This window comes from Streptomyces misionensis (assembly GCF_900104815.1).
GTDB classification, from domain to species: domain Bacteria; phylum Actinomycetota; class Actinomycetes; order Streptomycetales; family Streptomycetaceae; genus Streptomyces; species Streptomyces misionensis.
The window spans coordinates 4,488,295-4,514,468 of the sequence record NZ_FNTD01000004.1; the positions used below are offsets into that span (position 1 = coordinate 4,488,295).

22 protein-coding genes and 3 rRNA genes are annotated in these 26,174 nt (G+C 68.9%); 22 read left to right on the forward strand and 3 right to left on the reverse strand.

Features of this window, described 5'->3' with window-relative positions; translation table 11 throughout:
* Positions 1-145: 145 nt before the first annotated feature.
* The 16 genes from BLW85_RS22035 (at position 146) to BLW85_RS22115 (ending at position 16,252) form a co-directional block, all read left to right on the forward strand.
* Positions 146-400: an SH3 domain-containing protein gene (locus BLW85_RS22035; RefSeq protein WP_070022507.1), complete on the forward strand. Its 255-nt coding sequence runs from the start codon at positions 146-148 to the stop codon at positions 398-400.
* A gap of 58 nt (positions 401-458) precedes the next feature.
* Positions 459-965 carry a hypothetical protein gene (locus tag BLW85_RS22040; RefSeq protein WP_070022508.1) on the forward strand — a complete coding sequence of 169 codons (507 nt, stop codon included), beginning with the start codon at positions 459-461 and terminating at the stop codon, positions 963-965.
* Positions 966-1,020: 55 nt separating this feature from the next.
* Positions 1,021-1,806, forward strand: coding sequence for a class I SAM-dependent methyltransferase (locus tag BLW85_RS22045; RefSeq protein WP_070022509.1), 786 nt, complete (start codon positions 1,021-1,023; stop codon positions 1,804-1,806).
* A 76-nt stretch (positions 1,807-1,882) separates the two neighbouring features.
* Complete coding sequence (gene proC, locus BLW85_RS22050) at positions 1,883-2,695, forward strand: pyrroline-5-carboxylate reductase (protein WP_070022510.1); 813 nt, start codon at positions 1,883-1,885, stop codon at positions 2,693-2,695.
* Positions 2,696-3,334: 639 nt separating this feature from the next.
* Positions 3,335-4,859: ribosomal RNA gene (locus BLW85_RS22060) — 16S ribosomal RNA — on the forward strand.
* A 305-nt stretch (positions 4,860-5,164) separates the two neighbouring features.
* Positions 5,165-8,286: ribosomal RNA gene (locus BLW85_RS22065) — 23S ribosomal RNA — on the forward strand.
* A gap of 72 nt (positions 8,287-8,358) precedes the next feature.
* Positions 8,359-8,475, forward strand: a 5S ribosomal RNA gene (rrf, locus tag BLW85_RS22070).
* The 16S, 23S and 5S rRNA genes sit together here, the layout of an rRNA operon.
* A 71-nt stretch (positions 8,476-8,546) precedes the next feature.
* Positions 8,547-9,191 carry an HAD family hydrolase gene (locus BLW85_RS22075; protein ID WP_074992931.1) on the forward strand — a complete coding sequence of 215 codons (645 nt, stop codon included), beginning with the start codon at positions 8,547-8,549 and terminating at the stop codon, positions 9,189-9,191.
* A 94-nt stretch (positions 9,192-9,285) separates the two neighbouring features.
* Positions 9,286-10,038 carry a VC0807 family protein gene (locus BLW85_RS22080; RefSeq protein ID WP_079172390.1) on the forward strand — a complete coding sequence of 251 codons (753 nt, stop codon included), beginning with the start codon at positions 9,286-9,288 and terminating at the stop codon, positions 10,036-10,038.
* A 23-nt stretch (positions 10,039-10,061) separates the two neighbouring features.
* Positions 10,062-11,276 carry an MFS transporter gene (locus tag BLW85_RS22085; RefSeq protein WP_107409159.1) on the forward strand — a complete coding sequence of 405 codons (1,215 nt, stop codon included), beginning with the start codon at positions 10,062-10,064 and terminating at the stop codon, positions 11,274-11,276.
* Entirely contained in the window at positions 11,227-12,399 is a 1,173-nt protein-coding gene (locus BLW85_RS22090) for an acetoin utilization protein AcuC (protein ID WP_070022657.1), read from the forward strand. Before BLW85_RS22085 ends, BLW85_RS22090 begins: the two co-directional genes overlap by 50 nt.
* Before the next feature lie 105 nt (positions 12,400-12,504).
* On the forward strand, positions 12,505-13,311 hold the full coding sequence (locus tag BLW85_RS22095; RefSeq protein WP_074992932.1) for a phosphatase: 807 nt from the start codon (positions 12,505-12,507) through the stop codon (positions 13,309-13,311).
* A 129-nt stretch (positions 13,312-13,440) separates the two neighbouring features.
* Complete coding sequence (locus tag BLW85_RS22100; RefSeq protein ID WP_070022648.1) at positions 13,441-13,653, forward strand: helix-turn-helix domain-containing protein; 213 nt, start codon at positions 13,441-13,443, stop codon at positions 13,651-13,653.
* A 133-nt stretch (positions 13,654-13,786) separates the two neighbouring features.
* Positions 13,787-13,885: a 30S ribosomal protein bS22 gene (locus BLW85_RS22105; protein ID WP_003948845.1), complete on the forward strand. Its 99-nt coding sequence runs from the start codon at positions 13,787-13,789 to the stop codon at positions 13,883-13,885.
* Positions 13,886-14,116: 231 nt separating this feature from the next.
* Positions 14,117-15,175, forward strand: coding sequence for an NAD-dependent epimerase/dehydratase family protein (locus tag BLW85_RS22110; protein WP_074992933.1), 1,059 nt, complete (start codon positions 14,117-14,119; stop codon positions 15,173-15,175).
* Between the two features lie 24 nt (positions 15,176-15,199).
* Positions 15,200-16,252, forward strand: a complete 1,053-nt coding sequence (locus BLW85_RS22115) for a lysophospholipid acyltransferase family protein (RefSeq protein ID WP_074992934.1) — start codon at positions 15,200-15,202, stop codon at positions 16,250-16,252.
* Positions 16,253-16,366: 114 nt separating this feature from the next.
* Here the strand turns inward: BLW85_RS22115 and BLW85_RS22120 are convergent, their stop codons facing one another.
* The 3 genes from BLW85_RS22120 to BLW85_RS22130 all read right to left on the reverse strand — a co-directional run bounded on the left by BLW85_RS22120 (position 16,367) and on the right by BLW85_RS22130 (position 19,851).
* Positions 16,367-17,581 (reverse strand): DUF5667 domain-containing protein, encoded by a 1,215-nt coding sequence (locus tag BLW85_RS22120; protein ID WP_074992935.1) that lies wholly within the window; start codon positions 17,579-17,581, stop codon positions 16,367-16,369.
* Between the two features lie 224 nt (positions 17,582-17,805).
* Complete coding sequence (locus BLW85_RS22125) at positions 17,806-18,594, reverse strand: ECF subfamily RNA polymerase sigma factor, BldN family (RefSeq protein ID WP_070022641.1); 789 nt, start codon at positions 18,592-18,594, stop codon at positions 17,806-17,808.
* A gap of 318 nt (positions 18,595-18,912) precedes the next feature.
* Entirely contained in the window at positions 18,913-19,851 is a 939-nt protein-coding gene (locus tag BLW85_RS22130; RefSeq protein ID WP_071828512.1) for an HAD family hydrolase, read from the reverse strand.
* A 110-nt stretch (positions 19,852-19,961) separates the two neighbouring features.
* On the opposite strand from BLW85_RS22130, the gene BLW85_RS22135 reads away from it, so the two are divergent.
* From BLW85_RS22135 to BLW85_RS38895, 6 genes are all read left to right on the forward strand, one after another.
* Positions 19,962-20,252, forward strand: a complete 291-nt coding sequence (locus BLW85_RS22135; RefSeq protein WP_107409160.1) for a glutaredoxin family protein — start codon at positions 19,962-19,964, stop codon at positions 20,250-20,252.
* Positions 20,253-20,532: 280 nt separating this feature from the next.
* The gene (locus tag BLW85_RS22140) at positions 20,533-21,300 is read left to right on the forward strand and encodes a redox-sensing transcriptional repressor Rex (RefSeq protein ID WP_070022636.1); all 768 of its coding nucleotides are present in this window, start codon (positions 20,533-20,535) and stop codon (positions 21,298-21,300) included.
* Positions 21,297-22,967, forward strand: coding sequence for a glutamyl-tRNA reductase (locus BLW85_RS22145; RefSeq protein ID WP_074992936.1), 1,671 nt, complete (start codon positions 21,297-21,299; stop codon positions 22,965-22,967). Before BLW85_RS22140 ends, BLW85_RS22145 begins: the two co-directional genes overlap by 4 nt.
* Positions 22,964-23,923 carry a hydroxymethylbilane synthase gene (hemC, locus tag BLW85_RS22150; RefSeq protein WP_074992937.1) on the forward strand — a complete coding sequence of 320 codons (960 nt, stop codon included), beginning with the start codon at positions 22,964-22,966 and terminating at the stop codon, positions 23,921-23,923. Before BLW85_RS22145 ends, hemC begins: the two co-directional genes overlap by 4 nt.
* Positions 23,920-25,629 (forward strand): bifunctional uroporphyrinogen-III C-methyltransferase/uroporphyrinogen-III synthase, encoded by a 1,710-nt coding sequence (locus BLW85_RS22155; protein ID WP_070022632.1) that lies wholly within the window; start codon positions 23,920-23,922, stop codon positions 25,627-25,629. Before hemC ends, BLW85_RS22155 begins: the two co-directional genes overlap by 4 nt.
* Before the next feature lie 126 nt (positions 25,630-25,755).
* Positions 25,756-26,172: a hypothetical protein gene (locus tag BLW85_RS38895; RefSeq protein WP_143060459.1), complete on the forward strand. Its 417-nt coding sequence runs from the start codon at positions 25,756-25,758 to the stop codon at positions 26,170-26,172.
* Positions 26,173-26,174 lie beyond the last annotated feature (2 nt).

A 26,174-nucleotide genomic window follows, 5' to 3' on the forward strand; every position in this document is an offset into this window, starting at 1 on the left:
CGACTGGACCGCCCCCCGTGCTCCTCGTCCGCGCGACGCACGGAGCCTAGTCGATGGCTCGTACGAGACCGAGGCGGCTTGCTAACCTCCGTTCGCCAATTCAGCAGTCCCATGCGGCCATGGGACTCACGGGGGAGGAAACCGCATGTCCGTCCGTTATTACCCGGTCGCCCCGGGCGTCCGCGTGAACGTCCGCAGCGGCCCCGGCACCAGCTACGGCGTCACCCGGGTCCTGCCCGAGGGCGCCAAGGTGCCGATCTACTGCCAGACCCCGGGGACCACGGTCACCGGCACGTACGGCACCACGAACATCTGGGACAACATCAGCGACGGCGAGTTCGTCTCCGACGCCTACGTCCACACCGGCAGCGACGGCTACGTGGCCGACCGCTGCGGCTGACCCCCGCCGGCGTCGCCCCGCCCGCGACCCCTCCGCCGCCCGGCGCCATAATCGTCCCGTGAGCGACGAAACCGGCACCCCGGGCACCCCGGAGGGCCCCGCGGGCGGCCCTCGCCCCGAACCCCTGCGCTTCTTCGGCACGTCCTGGGTGCACCACGACGACGGCTACGCGCTGCGCCGCGCCGGGGTCGCCGTCGGCTCCCTCGCCGCGGCGGTCGTCTCCTGCCTGGTGCTGCGCTTCGCCTTCCAGGGCATCGAGATCGCCGGCACCGGCACCTTCGTGACCGTGCTGATCGTCGCCATGTTCACGATCTGCACCGCGCTCGCCTTCGGCAACACCTGGGGCGGCTTCGGCAAGCGCCCCGACCCCCAGCGCCAGTCCTCCCTGCGCGGCCTGCTCGCCATCGGCTTCGTCGGCATCCTGCTCGCCTACTTCCTGCGCTCCCTCACCGAGGCCCCCGGCGAGCGACTGCACCGCGAGGAGTACGAGACGGCCCGCGCGGAGCACGCCGCACGCACCACCCGCCGCTCGGGCAACCCGGCGAAGAAGAAGCGCCGCCGCTGACCCGGCGGGCCGAAAGCCGCTGTCGCCGGCACCGGCCGCCGGTCACCATGGGGGGATGACGACCACGCAGCCGCCCGCCGCCGAGCGCTCCGCACGCGCCCACTCCTTCAACGCGGCCGCCGCCCAGTACGCGGCCAGCCGTCCCTCCTACCCGCCCGCCCTCTTCGACACCATCGAGGAGACGGCCGGGCGGTCCCTGTCCGGGGCGCGGGTGGCGGACGTCGGCGCGGGCACCGGCATCGCCACCGCCCTGCTGCACGCGCGCGGCGCGGACGTCCTCGCGATCGAGCCCGGCGAGGGCATGGCCGCGGAGTTCCGCCGGGGCAACCCGGACATCCCGCTGCTGCGGGCCAACGGCAACGCCCTTCCCCTCGCCGACGCCACGACCGACTTCCTCACCTACGCCCAGGCCTGGCACTGGACCGACACGGCCCGCTCGGTGCCGGAGGCGCTGCGGGTGCTGCGACCGGGCGGCGCGCTGGCGCTGTGGTGGAACACGGACGCCTTCGACATCGAGTGGATCGCGCGGGCGGCGGAGCGCGAGGGCCGCTTCTTCGGCTTCGACCCGGCCGAGCGGTACGCGAAGGCCGGCGAGCGGCTGGACCTCGCGGACCCGAGCGGCCGCCTCGACTTCACCCGCCACAAGATCCGCTGGAGCCGCCGGGTCACCCTCGACACCCACCTGGCCAACATCGGCAGCCACTCGCTTCTCCTGGTCCTGGACGAGCCCCGGCGCACCGCCTTCCTCGACGAGGAGCGTGGCCACCTCCTGGAGGTCTTCCCGGACGGCGTCGTGGAGGAGACGTACGACGTGCTCCTGCTGGTGGCCAGGAAGGGCTGACGGCCTGCGGGGCGCGCCGTTCCGCCCACCGGACAACCACCCCGCCGCCCGGAGCACCGGTGCCAGACTGAACCGCATGAGCCAGAAAGTCGCAGTACTCGGCACCGGGAAGATCGGCGAAGCCCTGCTCAGCGGGATGATCCGGGCCGGCTGGGCCCCCGCCGACCTCCTGGTCACCGCCCGCCGTCCCGAACGCGCCGAAGAACTCCGCGCCCGCTACGGCGTCACCCCGGTCGGCAACACCGAGGCCGCCAAGACCGCCGACACCCTGATCCTCACGGTCAAGCCGCAGGACATGGGCACCCTTCTGGACGAGCTGGCCCCGCACATCCCCGCCGACCGCCTGGTCATCAGCGGCGCCGCCGGCATCCCGACCGCGTTCTTCGAGGAGCGCCTCGCCCAGGGCACCCCGGTCGTCCGCGTCATGACCAACACCCCCGCCCTCGTCGACGAGGCCATGTCCGTCATCTCCGCCGGCACCCACGCCACCCCGGACCACCTGGCCACCGCGGAGAACATCTTCGGCGCCGTCGGCAAGACCCTGCGCGTCCCGGAGAGCCAGCAGGACGCCTGCACCGCCCTGTCCGGTTCGGGACCGGCGTACTTCTTCTATCTGGTCGAGGCCATGACCGACGCCGGCATCCTGCTCGGCCTGCCCCGCGACAAGGCCCACGAACTCATCGTCCAGTCCGCGATCGGCGCCGCCGTGATGCTCCGCGACAGCGGCGAGCACCCGGTCAAGCTCCGCGAGAACGTCACCTCTCCGGCCGGTACGACGATCAACGCCATCCGCGAGCTGGAGAACCACGGTGTCCGCGCGGCCCTCATCGCCGCTCTGGAGGCCGCCCGCGACCGCAGCCGCGAGCTGGCCTCCGGCAAGAAGGACTGACCCGGGAACGGGGGCCGGCCCAGAGTTGACACACCTCGGAGCGGTCCGTAAGGTACTCCGAGTTGTCCGACGTGAGCGCCGACTCCGGTCGGTCCCCGGACAGCCATTCCGTGAGCACCACCCATTCTCGACACCTCGGTGTCGAATGCTTTGGCGTGCGTATTTGCGAAATGAGGAATCCGCGTTCGAAAGGGCGCAGGCCCCGATTAGCTCGGGAGCCGGGAATCCGCTAAAGTCTCACTCGTCGGAACGGCCCAGCGGCCGGGAAGACAAACCCCCCTGACTGGGAGTCAGACACCGAAAGGATCTGATAGAGTCGGAACCGCCGGAAAGGGAAACGCGGAAGCGGGAACCTGGAAAGCACCGAGGAAATCGGATCGAGAAAAGATCTGATAGAGTCGGAAACACCGAAGGGAGGCGCCCGGAGGAAAGCCCGAGAGGGTGAGTACAAAGGAAGCGACCGTTCCTTGAGAACTCAACAGCGTGCCAAAAGTCAACGCCAGATATGTTGATACCCCGTCCATCGGATCACCGATGGTCGAGGTTCCTTTGAAAAAACACAGCGAGGACGCTGTGAACGATCGGACTATTCCTCCGGTCGTTCCGCTCCCGTGTGTGTCACCGGATTACCGGTAAACATTCACGGAGAGTTTGATCCTGGCTCAGGACGAACGCTGGCGGCGTGCTTAACACATGCAAGTCGAACGATGAAGCCCTTCGGGGTGGATTAGTGGCGAACGGGTGAGTAACACGTGGGCAATCTGCCCTGCACTCTGGGACAAGCCCTGGAAACGGGGTCTAATACCGGATATGACCATCTTGGGCATCCTTGATGGTGTAAAGCTCCGGCGGTGCAGGATGAGCCCGCGGCCTATCAGCTTGTTGGTGAGGTAATGGCTCACCAAGGCGACGACGGGTAGCCGGCCTGAGAGGGCGACCGGCCACACTGGGACTGAGACACGGCCCAGACTCCTACGGGAGGCAGCAGTGGGGAATATTGCACAATGGGCGAAAGCCTGATGCAGCGACGCCGCGTGAGGGATGACGGCCTTCGGGTTGTAAACCTCTTTCAGCAGGGAAGAAGCGAAAGTGACGGTACCTGCAGAAGAAGCGCCGGCTAACTACGTGCCAGCAGCCGCGGTAATACGTAGGGCGCAAGCGTTGTCCGGAATTATTGGGCGTAAAGAGCTCGTAGGCGGCTTGTCACGTCGGTTGTGAAAGCCCGGGGCTTAACCCCGGGTCTGCAGTCGATACGGGCAGGCTAGAGTTCGGTAGGGGAGATCGGAATTCCTGGTGTAGCGGTGAAATGCGCAGATATCAGGAGGAACACCGGTGGCGAAGGCGGATCTCTGGGCCGATACTGACGCTGAGGAGCGAAAGCGTGGGGAGCGAACAGGATTAGATACCCTGGTAGTCCACGCCGTAAACGGTGGGCACTAGGTGTGGGCAACATTCCACGTTGTCCGTGCCGCAGCTAACGCATTAAGTGCCCCGCCTGGGGAGTACGGCCGCAAGGCTAAAACTCAAAGGAATTGACGGGGGCCCGCACAAGCGGCGGAGCATGTGGCTTAATTCGACGCAACGCGAAGAACCTTACCAAGGCTTGACATACACCGGAAAGCATTAGAGATAGTGCCCCCCTTGTGGTCGGTGTACAGGTGGTGCATGGCTGTCGTCAGCTCGTGTCGTGAGATGTTGGGTTAAGTCCCGCAACGAGCGCAACCCTTGTCCCGTGTTGCCAGCAGGCCCTTGTGGTGCTGGGGACTCACGGGAGACCGCCGGGGTCAACTCGGAGGAAGGTGGGGACGACGTCAAGTCATCATGCCCCTTATGTCTTGGGCTGCACACGTGCTACAATGGCCGGTACAATGAGCTGCGATACCGTGAGGTGGAGCGAATCTCAAAAAGCCGGTCTCAGTTCGGATTGGGGTCTGCAACTCGACCCCATGAAGTCGGAGTCGCTAGTAATCGCAGATCAGCATTGCTGCGGTGAATACGTTCCCGGGCCTTGTACACACCGCCCGTCACGTCACGAAAGTCGGTAACACCCGAAGCCGGTGGCCCAACCCCTTGTGGGAGGGAGCTGTCGAAGGTGGGACTGGCGATTGGGACGAAGTCGTAACAAGGTAGCCGTACCGGAAGGTGCGGCTGGATCACCTCCTTTCTAAGGAGCACTTCTTACCGGGCTTGCCTGGTCAGAGGCCAGTACATCAGCGAATGTCTGATGCTGGTTGCTCATGGGTGGAACGTTGACTACTCGGCCGGTATATCAGGTCGGAGGCTGCTAGTACTGCTCTTCGGGGCGTGGAACGCATGATCTTCGGACGGTTCTGGTCGGGCACGCTGTTGGGTGTCTGAGGGAATGAACTTCTCCTCAGTCGCCGGCCCCAGTGCACTCGGACCTTTGGGTTCGGGGTGATGGGTGGCTGGTCGTTGTTTGAGAACTGCACAGTGGACGCGAGCATCTGTGGCCAAGTTTTTAAGGGCGCACGGTGGATGCCTTGGCACCAGGAACCGATGAAGGACGTGGGAGGCCGCGATAGTCCCCGGGGAGTCGTCAACCAGGCTTTGATCCGGGGGTTTCCGAATGGGGAAACCCGGCAGTCGTCATGGGCTGTCACCCGCTGCTGAACACATAGGCAGTGTGGAGGGAACGAGGGGAAGTGAAACATCTCAGTACCCTCAGGAAGAGAAAACAACCGTGATTCCGGGAGTAGTGGCGAGCGAAACCGGATGAGGCCAAACCGTATGCGTGTGAGACCCGGCAGGGGTTGCGTGTGCGGGGTTGTGGGATCTCTCTTCTACGGTCTGCCGGCCGTAGGGCGAGTCAGAAACCGTTGATGTAGACGAAGGACATGCGAAAGGTCCGGCGTAGAGGGTAAGACCCCCGTAGTCGAAATGTCAGCGGCTTGCTTGAGAGACACCCAAGTAGCACGGGGCCCGAGAAATCCCGTGTGAATCTGGCGGGACCACCCGCTAAGCCTAAATATTCCCTGGTGACCGATAGCGGATAGTACCGTGAGGGAATGGTGAAAAGTACCCCGGGAGGGGAGTGAAATAGTACCTGAAACCGTGTGCCTACAAGCCGTGGGAGCGTCGGGTAGGAACTTGTTCCTGCCTCGTGACTGCGTGCCTTTTGAAGAATGAGCCTGCGAGTTTGCGGTGTGTTGCGAGGTTAACCCGTGTGGGGAAGCCGTAGCGAAAGCGAGTCCGAATAGGGCGATTTTAGTAGCACGCTCAAGACCCGAAGCGGAGTGATCTAGCCATGGGCAGGTTGAAGCGGAGGTAAGACTTCGTGGAGGACCGAACCCACCAGGGTTGAAAACCTGGGGGATGACCTGTGGTTAGGGGTGAAAGGCCAATCAAACTCCGTGATAGCTGGTTCTCCCCGAAATGCATTTAGGTGCAGCGTCGTGTGTTTCTTGCCGGAGGTAGAGCACTGGATAGGCGATGGGCCCTACCGGGTTACTGACCTTAGCCAAACTCCGAATGCCGGTAAGTGAGAGCGCGGCAGTGAGACTGTGGGGGATAAGCTCCATGGTCGAGAGGGAAACAGCCCAGAGCATCGACTAAGGCCCCTAAGCGTACGCTAAGTGGGAAAGGATGTGGAGTCGCACAGACAACCAGGAGGTTGGCTTAGAAGCAGCCACCCTTGAAAGAGTGCGTAATAGCTCACTGGTCTAGTGATTCCGCGCCGACAATGTAGCGGGGCTCAAGCGTACCGCCGAAGTCGTGTCATTGCAGCATATAGCCCTAACGGGTGTTGTGATGGGTAGGGGAGCGTCGTCTGCCGGGTGAAGCAGCACCGGAAGGTAGTTGTGGACGGTTGACGAGTGAGAATGCAGGCATGAGTAGCGATTCACACGTGAGAAACGTGTGCGCCGATTGACTAAGGGTTCCTGGGTCAAGCTGATCTGCCCAGGGTAAGTCGGGACCTAAGGCGAGGCCGACAGGCGTAGTCGATGGATAACCGGTTGATATTCCGGTACCCGCTGTGAAGCGTCAAACATCGAGCATCGTGATGCTAAGGCCGTGAAGCCGCCCTGGAGCCTTCGGGCGAAGGGGAGTGGTGGAGCCGCTGAACCAAGCGGTTAGTAGGTGAGTGATGGGGTGACGCAGGAAGGTAGTCCATCCCGGGCGGTGGTTGTCCCGGGGTAAGGGTGTAGGCCGCAAGGTAGGTAAATCCGCCTTGCATACGGCTGAGACCTGATGCCGAGCCGATTGTGGTGAAGTGGATGATCCTATGCTGTCGAGAAAAGCCTCTAGCGAGTTTCATGGCGGCCCGTACCCTAAACCGACTCAGGTGGTCAGGTAGAGAATACCGAGGCGTTCGGGTGAACTATGGTTAAGGAACTCGGCAAAATGCCCCCGTAACTTCGGGAGAAGGGGGGCCACACCTGGTGATGATCTTTACGGTCTGAGCTGGGGGTGGCCGCAGAGACCAGCGAGAAGCGACTGTTTACTAAAAACACAGGTCCGTGCGAAGCCGTAAGGCGATGTATACGGACTGACGCCTGCCCGGTGCTGGAACGTTAAGGGGACCGGTTAGCTTCACTTCGGTGGGGCGAAGCTGAGAACTTAAGCGCCAGTAAACGGCGGTGGTAACTATAACCATCCTAAGGTAGCGAAATTCCTTGTCGGGTAAGTTCCGACCTGCACGAATGGCGTAACGACTTCTCGACTGTCTCAACCATAGGCCCGGTGAAATTGCACTACGAGTAAAGATGCTCGTTTCGCGCAGCAGGACGGAAAGACCCCGGGACCTTTACTACAGTTTGATATTGGTGTTCGGTTCGGCTTGTGTAGGATAGCTGGGAGACTTTGAAGCGGCCACGCCAGTGGTTGTGGAGTCGTCGTTGAAATACCAGTCTGGTCGTGCTGGATGTCTAACCTGGGTCCGTGATCCGGATCAGGGACAGTGTCTGATGGGTAGTTTAACTGGGGCGGTTGCCTCCTAAAGAGTAACGGAGGCGCCCAAAGGTTCCCTCAGCCTGGTTGGCAATCAGGTGTTGAGTGTAAGTGCACAAGGGAGCTTGACTGTGAGACCGACGGGTCGAGCAGGGACGAAAGTCGGGACTAGTGATCCGGCGGTGGCTTGTGGAAGCGCCGTCGCTCAACGGATAAAAGGTACCCCGGGGATAACAGGCTGATCTTCCCCAAGAGTCCATATCGACGGGATGGTTTGGCACCTCGATGTCGGCTCGTCGCATCCTGGGGCTGGAGTCGGTCCCAAGGGTTGGGCTGTTCGCCCATTAAAGCGGTACGCGAGCTGGGTTTAGAACGTCGTGAGACAGTTCGGTCCCTATCCGCTGTGCGCGTAGGAGTCTTGAGAAGGGCTGTCCCTAGTACGAGAGGACCGGGACGGACGAACCTCTGGTGTGCCAGTTGTTCTGCCAAGGGCATGGCTGGTTGGCTACGTTCGGGAGGGATAACCGCTGAAAGCATCTAAGCGGGAAGCCTGCTTCGAGATGAGGACTCCCACCCACTTGATGGGGTAAGGCTCCCAGTAGACGACTGGGTTGATAGGCCGGATCTGGAAGCCAGGTAACTGGTGGAGGTGACCGGTACTAATAGGCCGAGGGCTTGTCCTCAGTTGCTCGCGTCCACTGTGTTGGTTCTGAAACCACGAACAACCATTGTGCTGGTTGTCAGTTTCATAGTGTTTCGGTGGTTATAGCGTGAGGGAAACGCCCGGTTACATTCCGAACCCGGAAGCTAAGCCTCACAGCGCCGATGGTACTGCAGGGGGGACCCTGTGGGAGAGTAGGACGCCGCCGAACAATTTTTGAGGGGAACCCCCGCACCGTTGGTGCGGGGGTTTTCCGCGTTTCAGGGCAATTAGGGTTGGCGTATGCGCTACGACCTCATCATCTTCGACAACGACGGCGTCCTGGTCGACAGTGAGCCGATCTCCAATCGCCATCTGGCCGCCTACCTGACCGAGCTGGGCGTCCCGACGTCGTACGAGGACTCCCTGCGGGACTACATGGGGTCGGCCATGCACCGCGTCCACGACCTGGTCCTGGAACGCACCGGACGCCGGCTCCCCGACGACTTCGACGATGTCCTGCACGCCCGCATCTTCGCTTCCTTCGAGCGCGAGCTGCGGCCCGTGCCCGGCGCGGTGGACGTACTGGAGAAGCTGACCGCGGACGGGGTGCCGTACTGCGTGGCCTCCTCCGGCAGCCACCAGAAGATCAGGGTGGGGCACCGCACCGCCGGGCTCGACCGCTGGTTCCAGGAGGACCGCGTCTTCAGCTCGCAGGACGTCGGCCGCGGCAAGCCCGCGCCCGACCTCTTCCTGTACACGGCCGAGCGGATGGGCGTCGCCCCGGAGCGCTGCGCCGTCGTGGAGGACTCCCCGCTGGGCGTCCAGGCGGCCGTGGCGGCCGGGATGGACGTGTACGGATTCACCGCGATGACGCCCGCCGAGCGGCTCACCGGCGCGACCCAACTGTTCGCCCGCATGAGCGAGTTGACCGACCTGCTGATATGACCCGCGCCATCGGCCGGCGCCTGACATCTGTCATGCCGACGTCCGGACGATCGTTCCTACCGGCCCACCCCCGCCCGCCGCGAAGCTTGGGGGCATGACGAAGGACACGGGGGCCAAGGGCCGAGGCGGGCAGCAGAAGCGGAACCCGAGCGTGCTGGACAACTTCCGGCCGCTGATCGTGGACGTGGCGGTGCCCCTCGGGGCCTACTACCTCCTCAAGGACGCCTTCGGCGCGAGCACCTTCGCGGCGCTCGCCTGGAGCAGCGTGGTGCCGGCGGCGCGGACCCTGTGGAGCCTGGTGCGCGAGCGCCGCACCAACGCGCTGGCCGGGCTCATCCTGGCCGTCAACGTCGTCTCCCTGCTGGCCGGTTACCTCTCCGGCGACCCACGGCTGATGCTCGCCAAGGACGGCGCGGTCAGCAGCACCATCGGCATCGGGATCCTGATCTCCGTCCGGCTCGGGCGGCCGATGATGAGCACCGCCGTGCGGCCCTTCCTGGTGAAGGGGGACCCGGCGAAGGAGGCCGCCTGGCAGCGGCTCGTCACCGGGGCCTCGGCCCGCTCGGCGGCCTTCCGGAAGCACGAGAGGACCTTCTCCGCCGTCTGGGGCCTGGCGCTGCTCACGGAGTGCGTGGCGCGGGTCGTGGGCGCGTACACCGTGCCCGTGGACACGATGGTCTGGCTCGGCACCGTCTTCCTGGTCGCCGCGATGGTGATCGCCTTCGTGGTCAGCGGGGCGCGGGCCGCCGAGCCGATGGAGAAGCTGCTGGCCGCCGAGACGGCCGAGTCCCTGAACACCCCTGAAGCTGAAGGAGATTCACCTTTGGCGATATCTACCCACAGGTAGTCCGGGGCCCTACGCTCGCCGCCATGACTGATGTGCTGCGGCGCGGCAGGGCCTCGCTGGCGTTCGGCTTCTTCGCCCAGGGCGCCGCGTTCGCCCTGCTGGTGACGCGGATCCCCGCCATCCAGGCCCGGTACGGCATCTCCGACGCGCTGCTGCCGGTCTTCCTGGCCGCGGTGCCGATCCTGGCCGGGGCCGGCAGCGTCGCCACCGAGCAGCTGGTGAAGCGGGTCCGGCCCAGCCGGCTGCTGCGCTGGTCCCAGCCGGTGGTGCTGCTGGCCCTGCTGGGCACCGGAGCGGGCGGCCGGGGACAGCTGGCCGCGGTGGCGGTGGCGCTGGGGGTGTTCGGGCTGGCCGTGGGCGTGCTGGACGCCTCCATGAACATGCTCGGGGTCAGTCTGCAACGGGCGTACGGGCGCAGCATCATGCTCAGCTTCCACGCGGCCTACAGCCTGGGCGGAATCGTCGGGGCGTCGCTGGCCTGGGCCGGGGCGCACTGGCAGCTGGCGCTGTGGGTGTCGTATCTGCCGGTGGTCGCGGTGCTGCTACCCGCGACCCTGGTGGGCAGCCGGGGTTACGTCGACGGGGACCCGGCTCCGGTGGCGCAGGGGAGCGGCGGCGGGGGAGTGGTCTTCCGGCTGCTGCTGCCGCTGTGCCTGGTGATGACCTTCGCCTACATCGGGGACTCGACGGTCTCCAACTGGAGCGCGAAGTACCTGAAGGACGTGCTGGGCAGCTCGGAGCAGCTGGCGACCGTGCCGTACAACGTGTACATGGTGACCACGCTGGCCGGGCGGACGCTGGGGGACTTCGGGGTGCGGCGGTTCGGGGCCGTGGCCGTCGTACGGCTCGGGGCACTGGTGGCGGCCGGCGGGTTCGCGGTGGTGGCGTCGGCGCCCGGGGCATGGGCGGGGATGCTCGGGTTCACGCTGCTGGGCCTGGGGCTGTGCGTGCTGGTGCCGCAGACCTTCGCGGCGGCGGGACGGCTGTTCCCCGGGGCGTCGGACGCGGCCGTGGCGCGGCTGAACATCTTCAATTACGTGGGTTTCCTGGTCGGTTCGCCGTTGGTGGGGGCGGTGGGCGACGCCTGGAGCTATCGGGGGGCGATGCTGCTGCCGATGGTGTTGGTGCTGGTGACGCTCGTGTACGCCAGGTCGTTCGCGACTCAACAGGACCGATACGGTGGCGGGCATGAGCGGCCGCGCACAGCTGATGTGGGACGAGGCAGTAACGGGCTATGACTTCGGCCCGGGTCATCCGATGGACCCGGTCCGGCTGGCACTGACCCGGAGACTGGTCGGTGCCCTGGGGCTCGACCGGGAGCTGGAGATCGTCGCGGCCAAGCCGGCCGGGGAGTCGACGCTGCGGCTGGTCCACCGGGAGGACTACATCGACGCGGTGAAGGCCGCGTCGGCCGATCCGGCCGGGGCGGACGGTTCGTACGGGCTCGGGACGCTGGACGACCCCGCGTTCGCCGGGATGCACGAGGTGTCCGCGCTGATCGCCGGGCAGTCGGTGGCGGCGGCCGAGGCGGTGTGGCGGGGGGACGCGCCGCACGCGGTGAACTTCACGGGCGGGCTGCACCACGCGATGCCGGGCGGCGCGTCCGGGTTCTGCGTGTACAACGACGCGGCCCTCGCGATCGCGCGGCTGCTGGAACTGGGGGCCGAACGGGTCGCCTACGTGGACGTGGACGTGCACCACGGGGACGGGGTGCAGGCCGCGTTCTGGGAGGACCCCCGGGTGCTGACGATCTCCGTGCACGAACACCCGCGGACCCTGTTCCCGCAGTCCGGATGGCCGCAGGAGACGGGCGCGGGCGCCGGGGAGGGGGCGGCGGTGAACCTGCCGCTGCCGGCCGGCACGGGCGACGCGGGGTGGGTACGGGCGTTCCACGCGGTGGTGCCGGAGCTGCTCGCGGAGTTCCGGCCGCAGGTGCTGGTCTCGCAGCACGGTGCCGACACGCACTTCGAGGACCCGCTGGCGCACCTCGCCGTCTCCCTGGACGCGCAGCGGGCCGTGCAGACGGCCTGCCACGAGCTGGCGCACGAGTACGCCGACGGGAAGTGGATCGCGCTCGGGGGCGGCGGGTACGCCGTGGTGGACGTCGTGCCCCGGTCCTGGACGCACCTCGTGGGCATCGCCGCGGGGAAGCCGGTGGCGCCGGAGACGGTGATCCCCGAGGGCTGGCGCCAGGAGGTGTACGCCCGGACGCGCGAGCTGGCCCCGATGCGGATGACGGACGGCCGCTGGCCGGTGTCCTGGTCGTCCTGGGAGGACGGCTACGACCCGGCGGACCGGCTGGACCAGGCGATCCTGGCGACACGCCGGTCGGCGTTCCCCCTGCGCGGCCTGCTGCCGTAAGGGCCGCGCCCGGCCGCCCGGCACGGCGGGGAGGCGGGAGCCCGTTAGGCCGAACGTGCCGTTTCGGGCCGGTGTTTCCCTTGCCGCGCCGGTCGATGGGCCACCATCGCACCCGTGTTGAGGTATCTGCCGGCCGCCGGGCTGGCCGGGGTCGTGGGCACCTCCCGGGAGCGCAGCCTGAGGAGCTACCGGTTGTTCGCGGCCCGGGACCCCCGCGTGCTGATCGGAATCGATCCGCAAGGGAGTTGGGGAGAGCCGGAACTGCTCGCGTTGATGGCCGAGAGGTGTGGGGTTTCGGCCGATCCCCGGCATACTTCAGGACCGGATGTGATCGACCCCCGGCGGACCCTCGCCGCGCTGGACGCCTTCGCGGGGCGGCTGGCCGCGGTGGCACAGCGTGGCGCGCCCGTGCTCCTCGGCACCGGCCACCCCCGCCCGCTGCTCGGTTTCTACGCCGCACTCGCGGACGCCCTCTCGGCGGCGGGATGTGAGGTCCTCACCCCCGCGCAGGGTCGCTGTGTCGACATATTGACCCGGTTCGGCCTACGCACGCACCGCATCGACTACGTACGACGCGTCGCGTTGGTGCGGGAAACCGAGGTCGGGCGCCCCGGTTGTGAGCCTGGCGCGCACTGCCATTCACCCCTGCCCGTCCGGGCCGCCCTGGAGGCCGCCACGGCCGGCCCCGGCCCCCTGCCCGAGCTGGTCGTCGGCGACCACGGCTGGGTCTGCGGCGCAGGTCAGCTGGGGTTCGAGGCGATCGGTCTGGCCGACACCGACGACCCCGCACCGTTCGTCGGCCAGGCGGAGGGCGCCGTCTCCGTCGTCGTACCCCTGGACGACGGAGCGCGGTCTAGTCACTACCGGCCGCTCACCCGCTACGTACTCAAACGCGCGTGTCTGTCACAGTAGGCCGCCGATGGGTGCACCTCTTCCCCACTCGTATCACCCGCCCCTAGTCTGGGGAGTGAGCACGCAACGACGAAGAGTCACCGGAAGGGGAAGCCGGTGGCCGTCGAGTGCGGAAGGTGCAGGTGTGTCATGGCTGCAGCTGGCGAGAGGCCTCTGAACGAGGTTCAGTTCCTTACCGTGGCGGAGGTCGCCACGGTGATGCGAGTGTCGAAGATGACCGTGTACCGCCTGGTGCACAGCGGTCATCTGCCCGCGATCCGGGTGGGGCGGTCCTTCCGCGTCCCCGAACAAGCGGTCCACGAGTACCTCCGCGACAGCTATGTGGGGGTGGAGACGGGCTGACGACCCCCTCCGGGGGATCCCGGCGACCCTCGATTACGACCTCGGCGCTCGGTTGGGTAGGCTAGCCCCTCGTAGGTCGTGTGGGCCCATGGCGCCCAAACAACCGAGTGATGAGAAGTGAGCGAGGGTAGTCGTGGGCTCTGTTATCAAGAAGCGGCGCAAGCGGATGGCCAAGAAGAAGCACCGCAAGCTGCTCAAGCGCACGCGCGTTCAGCGTCGCAACAAGAAGTAGTCCGGTCCCGCGCACGCGGGAACCGGTTGCGGCGCTCCGCGAGAGCGTGTTCTGTGGCCCTCCGCCGGCAACGGCGGAGGGCCACAGCCATGTCCGGCTCGTCCGGTTCGTCCCGGCCGGGGAAATTCCGCCTCTCCCGCCCCGGGCGTCATCACGGCGCAACACCGACCCGCTAAGTTGGCCTTCACGGGGAACGCGGAACTTCGGTACGCGGGAAGGAAGGCGCTGATCTTGGGCAAGGTCGTGCTCGTCACCGGGGCGGCCCGGCAGCTGGGCGGCCGGTTCGTGCGGCGGATCCAGCGGGACCCGGAGGTCGAGCGTGTCATCGCGGTGGACGCGGTGCCGCCCGCGCACCAGCTGGGCGGGGCCGACTTCATCCAGACCGACATCCGCAAGCCGGCCATAGCCAGGGTGCTGGCCGAGACGGCCGCCGACACCGTCGTCCACCTCGATGTGACGGGCACCGCGCTCGGCGGCGGCAACCGGGCCACGGTCAAGGAGACCAACGTCATCGGCACCATGCAGCTGCTCGGTGCCTGCCAGAAGTCGCCGGCCGTCCAGCGGCTGGTGGTCAAGTCCAGCACCAATGTGTACGGCTCCGCTCCGCGCGATCCCGCCGTGTTCACCGAGACCACCCCGGCCAAGTCGCTGCCCAGCGGCGGCTTCGCGAAGGACACCGTCGAGGTCGAGGGGTACGTGCGGGGGTTCGCCCGGCGCCGGCCCGACGTGGCCGTGTGCGTGCTGCGGTTCGCCAACATCCTCGGGCCGGCCGCCGACACCCCGCTCGCCTCGTACTTCGCGCTGCCGGTGCTGCCGACCGTGTTCGGCTACGACCCGCGGCTCCAGTTCGTGCACGAGGACGACGTGGTGGAGGTGCTGCGGCTCGCCGCGCACGAGCCGCGCCGGGGCACCCTCAACAGCGGCACCTTCAACATCGCCGGGGACGGGGTGCTGCTGCTGTCCCAGTGTTCGCGCAGGCTCGGGCGGCCCACCGTGCCGCTGCTGCTGCCCGCGGTGACCTGGGCCGGCTCACTGGTCCGTACGCTGGGTATGACGGACTTCTCACCGGAGCAGTTCCGGCTGCTGACCCACGGGCGGGTCGTGGACACCGTGCAGATGCGCGAGACCCTGGGGTTCACGCCCCGGTACACGACGGCGGAGGCGTTCGCGGACTTCGCCCGGGGCCAGGGCGCCGGGCTGCTGCCGCCGGAGACCGTCGCGGGAGCGGTCGACCGGATCGCCGCGGCCCTGCCGGGCGGCGGCCGGCCCACGGCCCATAGCGGCGACTAGCGCCAACCGAGGAGCGCGGTAACGATGGCGGACGCCAAGGTCATTCCCTTCGACGACGACCGGTCCCGGGGCTCCGGGGCCGGTGGTGCCCAGCGGCCGGGACGGCGGCGGGGCGCGAGCGGGCGCCGAGCCGGGTCCGGCGGCGGCGCGGGGGAGCTGGGTGAGGTGCAGCGGCTGCCGGGGCGGGGGCCGGAGCGGGCGGAGGAGCCGGTGGAGCGGCCCGGGCCCGGTGCGTCCGGCGGGCTGGAGCAGCGGGTGGCGGCCGGGCTGGCGTTCCTGCGGCGCCGGCTGACCGGGGAGTACGAGGTCGACGACTTCGGGTACGACGCGGAGCTGACCGACCAGGTCCTGATGTCGCTGCTGCGGCCGGTGTACGAGAAATACTTCCGGGTCGACGTGAAGGGCATCGAGAACATCCCGGACAAGGGCGGGGCGCTGATCGTCGCCAACCACTCCGGGACGCTGCCGCTGGACGGGCTGATGATGCAGGTCGCGGTGCACGACCGGCATCCGGCCGGCCGGCATCTGCGGCTGCTCGCGGCGGACCTGGTGTTCGTGCTGCCGGTGGTCAACGAGCTGGCCCGCAAGCTCGGGCACACCCTGGCGTGCGCGGAGGACGCGGAACGGCTGCTGGAGCAGGGCGAGCTGGTGGGGGTGATGCCGGAGGGGTTCAAGGGCATCGGGAAGCCCTTCGGCGAGCGGTACAAGCTCCAGCGGTTCGGGCGGGGCGGGTTCGTGTCGACGGCGCTGCGGCAGGGGGTGCCGATCATCCCGTGCTCGATCGTCGGTGCGGAGGAGATCTATCCGATGATCGGCAACGCGAAGACGCTGGCGCGGCTGCTGGGTTTCCCGTACTTCCCGCTGACGCCGACGTTTCCCTGGCTCGGGCCGCTGGGCGCGGTGCCGCTGCCGACGAAGTGGACGATCCAGTTCGGCGAGCCGATCCCGACGGACGGCTACCCGCCGGAGGCCGCCGAGGACCCGATGCTGATGTTCAACCTCACGGACCAGGTCCGGGAGCAGATCCAGCACACGCTGTACAAGCTGCTGGTGCAGCGCAGGTCGGTCTTCTTCTGACGGTCTTGCGCCGATGGTCTTCTTCCGGCCGAGTTCTTCGCCCGGGTCTTCCGGCCGGGGGCGTACGGCGGCGGGGGCGCCCGGTGCTCGGGGCGCCCCCACCGCCGTACTGCCCTAGTTCGCCTCGTCGTTGTCGATCCCCAGCCCCGGGAGCAGGCCCGGGAGGAGCGGGGGCAGGGTGACGTCGGGGGCGGTGGCCGGGGGCTTGGTGGTGGACGGGGTGCTGCTGTCGCCGCCCGACCTGGGCGGGTCGAGCAGGCCGCCCGTGCTGCCGCCCAGCAGGCCGTCGCCGGTGCTGTCGGTGGCCGTGCCGCTGGGGCCGCCGGGGGTGGAGTGGCCGGCGGAGGGGGTGTCGCTGGGCGACGCCGACCGGTGGCGGCCGGTGGAGCCGGTGGATGCCGAGCCCGAGCCCCGGTGCTTGCCGTCGCCGCCCTGGGTGGGCTGCTGCGGCAGCAGGGACTGGAGCGGGGCGACCTCCTGGTCTATGGCGTCGAAGACCGACGACACCTGCTCTTTGACGTCCCCGAGCTGCACCGGCAGCTTGTCGCTGAGCGCGCTCCAGGCCTCGCGGTGGGACCGGGAGAACGTGGACAGCGCCTGGATCGGGCCCAGCGAGTCCGGGTCGGCCTCATAGGCCGCGTGCAGCAGCCGGTGGCCCTCGGTGACGTCGCGCTGCATCCCCGACAGGGTGCGGCGGATCTCGCCGATGGACTCGTGGTCGAGGTGTCCGCCGCGGCCGCGCTCCATCAGCCGGCGGGCCTCGCCGAGCCGGGTGGAGGCCTGGTCGAGGTAGGTCTGGCCGCGCTGGTCCTGGCCGTCGCTCAGGTAGTTGAGCTTGAAGTCCTCGATGCCGCGTTTCAGTCCGTACAGCGAGTCGCCGGGCAGGGCGTCGGAGCTCGCGGCGGCGACCCCGCCGAAGGCCCCGGCGGCCACGCCCACGCTGAGCCCGCCGGCCGCGAGGCCCTTGGTCAGCCTGGACCGCGGCCGGAGTTTGCCCAGCGGGCTCGCCCGATGCGCGCCCTTTGCCCGGCGCTGACCCGGCACGGACACGTCCGCCGCCCCGGCCCCCTCCTGGAACATGGCCTCCATCGCGGCCACCAGCTGGGCGCGTTGGACGACCTTGACCTCGGGGTCGAGCTGCGGCTTGGGCAGCGCGCCGAGGCCTTCCGCGAGGGCCAGCAGCCGGCCCTGCTCGGTCGGGTCCTCGGGGGCCGGCGGGGGACCCGCCGGTGCTGCGGACTGCTCGGCCGCCGTGTCCCGGTCGGACTGCTCCTCCAGGGCCTGGGCGAAGGCGTTCGCCCGCCGGTGCGCCGATACGTTCGCGATCACTGGCGGCACCTCCTCTCGTCATGACGGTCGACTCCCCAGGGGGTCCTGAGGGTTGCACAGCCCGGCCTTCTCCACTCGATCGAGCGATGGGGCGGCCGGGGAGCGACCACAGGGAGCCTGTATCCCGCACAACGACTGGCGCGGCACTTGGGTTACGGACCCCGGATGATCGGTCCGGAAACGCAACCCGCGTTCACAGAAGGTGAGTTGACGGTCGCCCGTGGTCAGCGGGCGTCGTCCGGCAGAAGCCGGGCGAGGGTGCGGACGGCGCGGTACTGGAGGGTCTTGATGGCGCCCTCGTTCTTGCCCATGACCCGGGCGGTCTCGGCGACCGACAGCCCCTGGAGGAAGCGGAGCGTCACGCACTCCTGCTGCTGCGGGTTGAGCCGCCGCACGGCGTCCAGGAGCGCGGCGTTCGACAGGGACTCCAGGACGGAGTCCTCCGGGGAGCGCTCGACCTCGTTGGCGTCGAGCATCTCGCCGGTGGTGACCTCCAGCCGGAAGCGGCTGGACTTGAAGTGGTCGGCGACGAGGTTGCGGGCGATCGTCACCAGCCAGGCGCCGAAGTCGCGGCCCTGCCAGGTGAAGGTGCCGATCCGGCGCAGGGCGCGCAGAAAGGTCTCGCTCGTCAGGTCCTCGGCGGTCGCCCGGCCGCCGACGCGGTAGTAGATGTACCGGTAGACCGTGTCGCTGTACTGGTCGTACAGCCGGCCGAAGGCCTCGGCCTCCCCCGCCTGGGCGCGCTCGACCAGGTCCATCATCCGGGCGCTGTCGCTGTCGGCGGCCGGACGGCGGGCGGTGGCGGCGGAACCGGCACCGGCGGACCGCCCTCGTCTGCCGACGGCGGCGCCGCCGTCGGCCAGTGCGTAGCACGGGCCCGTGGGCGCGGCGGTGGCGAAGGCGGGGACGGCGTGCGCGGTGGGGACGAGGCCGCGCAGCGTCTCTTTGACCGTTGCGACAGTTGCGCGCAGCGTAGCCAGGCCCGAGGCGTCAACCCCGACGTGTGGGTACACGGGACTCCCAGAGGCAGAGCTTTCATCACGTGCAGTGCGGAACCGTTCACCCGTCGTAGCGACGGAGGGGTACCGGTTTGCGTCTGAGGAGAATAACGCTTCGTGCAGGGCCTGCTACACCGAGTTGCTCAAATCATCGATTGCGTCGCATCTGTTACCGATTGGCGCCCTGCCAAGTTCCGCAATCTGATCACTTGGTGACCGAAGGGCGACGTTTTTGGCAAAGTCCAGTGCGTGTTGAAGTGACCGCGGCATAATTCCGGCCGCCGGGGCCGGTCTGGCCTGGGAGGACGGCGCTGCTCGCGGAGAGGTGCGGATTTATCGACGCCGTCGGCTGAGGGCGATCGCCGCGGCCGTGCCGCCGGCCACCGCGCCGACGCCCGCCGCGGCCGGGATGCCCACCTTCGCCGCCTTGCGGCCGGTGCGGTAGTCCCGCAGCCGCCAGTCCTTCTCCCGGGCGTGCTTGCGCAGCTTGGCGTCCGGGTTGATGGCGTAGGGGTGGCCCACGAGGGAGAGCATCGGGATGTCGTTGTGGCTGTCGCTGTACGCGGCGCAGCGGGAGAGGTCCAGCCCCTCCGCCATGGCCAGCGCGCGCACCGCCTCCGCCTTCGCCGGGCCGTGCAGCGGCTCGCCGACCAGTCGGCCGGTGTAGATGCCGTCGACCGACTCCGCGACCGTGCCGAGCGCGCCGGTGAGGCCGAGGCGGCGGGCGATCACCGTGGCGATCTCCACCGGCGCCGCCGTGACGAGCCACACCTTCTGGCCCGCGTCCAGGTGGGCCTGGGCGAGGGCGCGGGTGCCCGGCCAGATGCGGTCGGCCATGTACTCGTCGTAGATCTCCTCGCCGATGGTCTGGAGTTCGGCGACGCGATGGCCCTTGACGATGGAGAGCGCCGAGTCGCGGGCGTCCTGCATGTGCTCGGGGTCCTCGACACCGGCCAGCCGGAACCAGGCCTGCTGCCAGGCGAACCGGGCCAGGTCGCGGGTCTCGAAGAACTTCCGCTTGTACAGGCCCCGCCCGAAGTGGAAGATCGCGGCACCCTGCATCACGGTGTTGTCGAGGTCGAAGAACGCGGCGGCCTTGTCGTCGCCCACCACCGGGAACTGCGGTTCCTCCGGGGCCAGGGGCGCCTGCGGCCGGGCCTCCTCCGCCTCCTGGGAGGACTTGCGGGCGGCCTCCGCCGAGGCCTCGCCTGCCAACACGCTCCGCGCCGTGGCGGAGCGCCTACGGGGAGTGAGCCATCCGAGAGCGGCCATGTCGTGAGCATAGCCAGTCCGTCCGGTGCTTCCGGAGCCGAGAGGTTCGAAGGCCGTGAACTCTGGGTGAGGCGAGGGTTAAACCGGCGTGTGGCGGGCGGCGCGCGAGAATGGCCGGTATGAGTCCACTCTTCCGACGCAAGACCGAGAAGCCCGATCCCGGTGAGCGGCTGGTCACTCTCGTCCGCAAGCCGGGCTGTCATCTGTGCGACGACGCGCAGGCCGTGATCGAGAAGGTCTGCGGGGAACTCGGGGTGCCCTGGGAACAGAAGGACATCACCGAGGACCGGGCGCTGTACGACCGGTACTGGGAACAGATCCCCGTCGTACTGATCGACGGCGAACAGCACACCTTCTGGCGCGTGAACGCGGACCGGCTGCGTCGGGCACTGACCGAGTAGTCCAACTGGACCGAAATTCGCTTAGGATCGATGGGCGGTTTGGTCTCGGGGGCGGGATTCGTGAGGAGCGTGGGCGGTTTTGCCCCCAGTAATGAAGGCACGCCGGTGGGTGGCCACTGGTTCCCGCCAACGGCGTGAAAGATGCGTGACCCCGGTCACTTCTGCCGGGCAAATCGGACACCATCTTTGTGCACGCGTTCACAAAGACATAGCCTGCTTTCGACGGGGCGGTCTGGGGACGTATGACCGCCCGCAGCCCCGCTCTACCCGCAGGAGCACCGTGGCAACTGGCCGAACACACCGACCGGCGACCCGCAGCCGAGGGATTCCCGAGGCCACCGTCGCCAGGCTTCCGCTGTACCTCCGAGCCCTGACCGCGCTGTCCGAGCGCTCGGTACCCACGGTCTCCTCCGAGGAGCTGGCCGCGGCGGCGGGGGTCAACTCCGCGAAGCTGCGCAAGGACTTCTCTTACCTGGGCTCCTACGGAACGCGCGGTGTCGGCTACGACGTGGAGTATCTCGTCTACCAGATCTCCCGCGAACTCGGCCTCACCCAGGACTGGCCGGTTGTCATCGTCGGTATCGGCAACCTCGGCGCCGCCCTCGCCAACTACGGCGGGTTCGCCTCCCGCGGTTTCCGGGTCGCCGCGCTGATAGACGCCGACCCGGCGCTCACCGGGAAGCCGGTCGCCGGCATCCCCGTGCAGCACACCGACGAGCTCGAGAAGATCATCAAGGACAACGGGGTCTCCATCGGCGTGATCGCCACCCCGGCCGGCGCCGCCCAGCAGGTCTGCGACCGGCTCGTGGCCGCCGGTGTCACCTCCATCCTGAACTTCGCGCCGACCGTGCTGTCCGTGCCGGACGGCGTCGACGTGCGCAAGGTCGACCTGTCGATCGAGCTCCAGATCCTCGCCTTCCACGAGCAGCGCAAGTCCGGCGAGGAGACCGCCGCCGGCGACGGCGCCCTGCCCGCCGCCGTCACCCCCCGCGACGACTCCGCCGACCAGGGGCCCGACGGGGACGTACCCGCGGTGATGCCGGCATGAGCCTCCTGGTCGTCGGACTGAGCCACCGCAGCGCCCCGGTCAGCGTGCTGGAGCGGGCGGCGCTGAACGCGGACGCGCAGACCAAGCTGCTGCACGACACGGTCGCCGCCGAGCCCGCCACCGAGGCCGCGGTGCTCGCCACCTGCAACCGCATCGAGCTGTACGCCGACGTGGACAAGTTCCACGCCGGTGTCGCCGAGCTGTCCACGCTGCTCGCCCAGCACAGCGGCGTCGGCCTGGAGGAACTGACCCCCTACCTGTACGTCCACTACGAGGACCGGGCCGTCCACCACATGTTCTCGGTGGCCTGCGGTCTGGACTCGATGGTCGTCGGCGAGGGGCAGATCCTCGGCCAGATCAAGGACTCCCTGGCCCGCGCCCAGGAGCTGCACACCGCGGGCAAGCTGCTGAACGACCTGTTCCAGCAGGCCCTGCGGGTCGGCAAGCGCGCCCACTCCGAGACCGGCATCGACCGCGCCGGCCAGTCCCTGGTCACCTTCGGCCTGGAGCAGCTGGCCGCGGGCGGCGACGTCCGGAGCTGGGCGACCGGCCGCAAGGCGCTGGTGATCGGCGCCGGTTCGATGTCCTCGCTGGCCGCTGCCACGCTCGCGCGGGCCGGGGTCGCCGAGATCACCGTGGCCAACCGGACCTTCGAGCGCGCCGAGCGGCTCGTGCAGATCCTGCACGAGGCCGACGACAACGCGGTGACCGCCCGCGCGGTCCGGATGGACGCCGTGGGCGACGAGCTGACACGTGCCGACGTCGTCGTCTCCTGTACCGGGGCGACGGGTCTGGTGCTCACGGCGGAGACGGTCGCGCAGGCGGTCGAGGGCCGCACCGGGCAGCCGGCCGTCGCCGACGCCGCCCCGGTGGCCGTACCGACCGGAACCCCGCAGCCGGCCGCCGACGAGAACTGCCCCCTGGACCTGGCCGCCGCCCAGCCCGGCTTCTCCGTGCTGGGCGAGGCCGCGGTGGCCGGCATGGACGCGGCCACCCTGGAGCAGCACGCGGCCTGGGCCGCCGGGGGCAGCACGCGCCCGGCGGGCGGTCGTGCGCCCGAGACGGACGCCGAGCTGATCACCGCGCTCGCCGCGACCGCCGCGACCGCGGGCCGGGTCCCCGAGCGGCGCCGTCCCGAGCCGGTCGCCGAGCGTCCGGCGCCCTTCTTCTTCCTCCTCGACCTGGCCATGCCCCGCGACATCGACGCGGCCGTGCACCGGCTGGCCGGGGTGCGCCTGGTGGACATCGAGTCGCTCGCGGAGGCCTCTGCGGACGCGCCGATGGCGGCCGACGTGGACCAGGTGCGGCGTATCGTCTCCGACGAGGTCGCGGCCTTCGGGGCGGCCATGCGGGCGGCGCACATCACGCCGACCGTGGTCGCGCTGCGCACCATGGCCGCCGACGTCGTCGCCTCCGAGATCGCACGGCTGCACGGCCGCCTGCCCGACCTGGACGAACGCCAGCGCGGCGAGATCCGCCAGGCCGTGCACCGCGTCGTGGACAAGCTGCTGCACGCGCCGACCGTGAGGGTCAAGCAGCTCGCGGCCGAGCCCGGCGGCGCCGGGTACGCGGACGCGCTGCGCACCCTCTTCGACCTCGACCCCGAGACGGTCGCCTCCGTCTCCCGGGCCGAGGACAGCACAGAAACGAAGGACCGACCGGCATGAGTGACAAGGCACTTCGACTGGGGACGCGGCGCAGCAAGCTCGCCATGGCCCAGTCCGGGCAGGTGGCGGACGCCGTCCGGAAGGTGACCGGGCGGCCCGTCGAGCTGGTCGAGATCACCACGTACGGCGACACCTCCCGCGAGCACCTCGCGCAGATCGGCGGCACCGGCGTGTTCGTCGCGGCGCTGCGCGAGGCGCTGGCGCGCGGCGAGGTCGACTTCGCCGTTCACTCGCTCAAGGACCTTCCCACCGAGCAGCCCGCGGAGCTGGTCCTCGCGGCCCTGCCGGTGCGCGAGGACCCGCGCGACGTGATCGTCGCCCGCGACGACCTGAAGTTCACCGACCTGCCGCGCGGCGCCCGCATAGGCACCGGCTCCCCGCGCCGCATGGCGCAGCTGAACGCGTACGCCCGCGCCCACGGCCTGGACATAGAGACGGTCCCGATCCGCGGCAACGTGGACACCCGCATCCGGTACGTCCGCGACGGCGAGCTGGACGCGGTCGTACTGGCCGCCGCCGGGCTCAACCGGCTCGGCCGCATCGAAGAGGTGACCGACTTCCTGTCGGTCGACACGGTTCTGCCCGCCCCCGGCCAGGGGGCCCTGGCGATCGAGTGCGCCGCGGAGAACGCGGACCTGATCGCGGCGCTCGGCGAGCTCGACGACCCGTTCACGCGGGTCGCCGTGACCGCCGAACGATCACTGCTCGCCGCCCTGGAGGCCGGCTGCAGCGCACCCGTGGGTGCGCTGGCCGACCTGTTGGGCGACGGGCAGGTTGTCAAGGAAATGCGCCTGCGCGGCGTCGTCGGCACCACCGACGGCACCCGCATGGTGCAGCTGTCCACCACCGGTCCCGTGCCCCAGACGCACGAGGGTGCGCTGGCACTCGGTAGCGACCTCGCCACCGAGATGCTCGCCCAGGGCGCGGCCGGTCTGATGGGGGAGCGAGCACATTGAGCCCCACCGCCCTTCCTGCCGCCGGTCCGGAACACGGGCACGTCACCTTCCTCGGTGCCGGACCCGGGGATCCGGGACTGCTGACTCTGCGCGCCGTGGAGGCACTGTCGAACGCGGACGTCCTGATCGCCGAGCCCGAGGTGCTCGACGTGATCCGGACGCACGCGCGGCAGGGCGTCTCCGTCGTGCACACCGACGGGAACCTCTCCACGTCGCCGCCGGGCACGGGCACGCCGCAGCTCACGGTCGTTGACGGCACGTCAGCCACCGCCGCTGCCCCGTCTCCGGCCCGGGATGCCGCTCATCTTGTCATGGAGGCCGTACGGGGCGGCAGGCGGGTCGTCCGTGCGGTGTCCGGGGACCCCGGACTCGACACGGACGCGGCCGAGGAGATGCTCGCCTGCGCCGCCGCCGGGGTGCCCTTCGAGGTGGTCCCGGGTGTGGCGGCCGCGGTGGGTGTGCCGGCGTACGCCGGTGTGCCGCTGCGGGACGCCGACGGCGCGGACGTGCGCTTCGTGGACGCCCGCAACGCCTCCGACCGCTGCTGGACCGAGGTCGGCGCCTCCGACGGCACGGTGGTCGTCTCCACGACCCTGGACGCGGTGGCCGCCGCGGCGGGCGAGCTGGTCTCGGCCGGCCGCAAGCCGGACACCCCGCTGACCGTCACCGTCGCCGGTACGACGACCCGCCAGCGCACCTGGACCGCCACCCTCGGCACCATCGCGCAGACGCTGAAGCAGGCCAAGGTGCTGCCCTCGCCGGAGGGCGGCCGGCCGGTGATAGCCGTGGTCGGCGAGCGTTCCGCCGCCGCCCGGCGCGACCAGCTGTCGTGGTTCGAGTCCAAGCCGCTGTTCGGCTGGAAGGTGCTCGTGCCGCGCACGAAGGAGCAGGCGGCCTCGCTCTCCGACCAGCTGCGCTCCTACGGCGCGGTGCCGCACGAGGTGCCCACCATCGCCGTGGAGCCGCCGCGCACGCCCCAGCAGATGGAGCGCGCGGTCAAGGGCCTGGTCACCGGCCGCTACGAGTGGATCGCCTTCACGTCGGTCAACGCGGTGAAGGCCGTCCGGGAGAAGTTCGAGGAGTACGGCCTTGACGCTCGGGCTTTTGCGGGTATCAAGGTGGCTGCGGTGGGCGAGCAGACGGCTCGCGCGCTGATCGCCTTCGGCGTGAAGCCGGACCTGGTGCCGAGCGGTGAGCAGTCGGCGGCGGGTCTCCTGGAGGACTGGCCGCCCTACGACCCGGTCTTCGACCCGATCGACCGTGTCTTCCTGCCGCGGGCCGACATCGCCACGGAGACCCTGGTGGCCGGTCTGATCGAGCTGGGCTGGGAGGTCGACGACGTCACGGCCTACCGCACCGTGCGCGCCTCGCCTCCGCCGGCCGAGACCCGCGAGGCGATCAAGGGCGGCGGCTTCGACGCGGTGCTCTTCACCTCGTCCTCCACGGTCCGCAACCTGGTCGGCATCGCGGGCAAGCCGCACAACGTGACGGTGATCGCCTGCATCGGCCCGGCGACGGCGAAGACGGCGGAGGAGCACGGCCTCCGAGTCGACGTCATGGCCCCGGAACCGTCCGTCCACAAGCTGGCGGAGGCCCTGGCCGACTTCGGCGCCAAGCGACGCGACGCGGCGCTGGAGTCGGGCGACCCGGTGACGCGCCCGAGCGAGCGGCGCCCGGGAGCGCGGAGGCGTCGTTCGACGACCTGACCCAACGCGTACCGCCTGCGTCCCGCACCATGGCAATGGGTGCGGGACGCTTGGCGTTCCCGGGGTCCGACTGCCCGTCGGCAGAAGCGTTCCCTGAGCGACTTCGGGAGTCAGTACCCTGACGGCATGGTCGAGGTGGGGGTGAGCGAGCTGCGTCGCAGCCGCGACAGACTGGCGGGGCAGGCACAGGCCGCAGAACAAGCGGGGGAGATTCCGACGAGTGGGCTGCTGTTGTTCTACGCGGCCGAGTGCGGATTGAAGGCGGAGCTGCTGCGCAGTGTCCTCAACCGCAATGACACGGCGGGTCTGCCAAGCGACTTGCGCTCGCATGATTTGCGGCGTTTGGCCAAGGCGCTGAACTTGCAGAATCCCGGTCCGGGGCCCGACCCGCTGAGGTGCCGACGGCACAGGGGTGGTACCTGGATCGAGTGCCGAGAACTGCACGAAGCGTGGCGTTATGGTGCAGAGCTGCGTGCGGATGATCAGAAAGCGGCGCTGGAAGCACTGAAGTCGCTGCTGAACGACGCCAGGAAGGTAACTTGAGC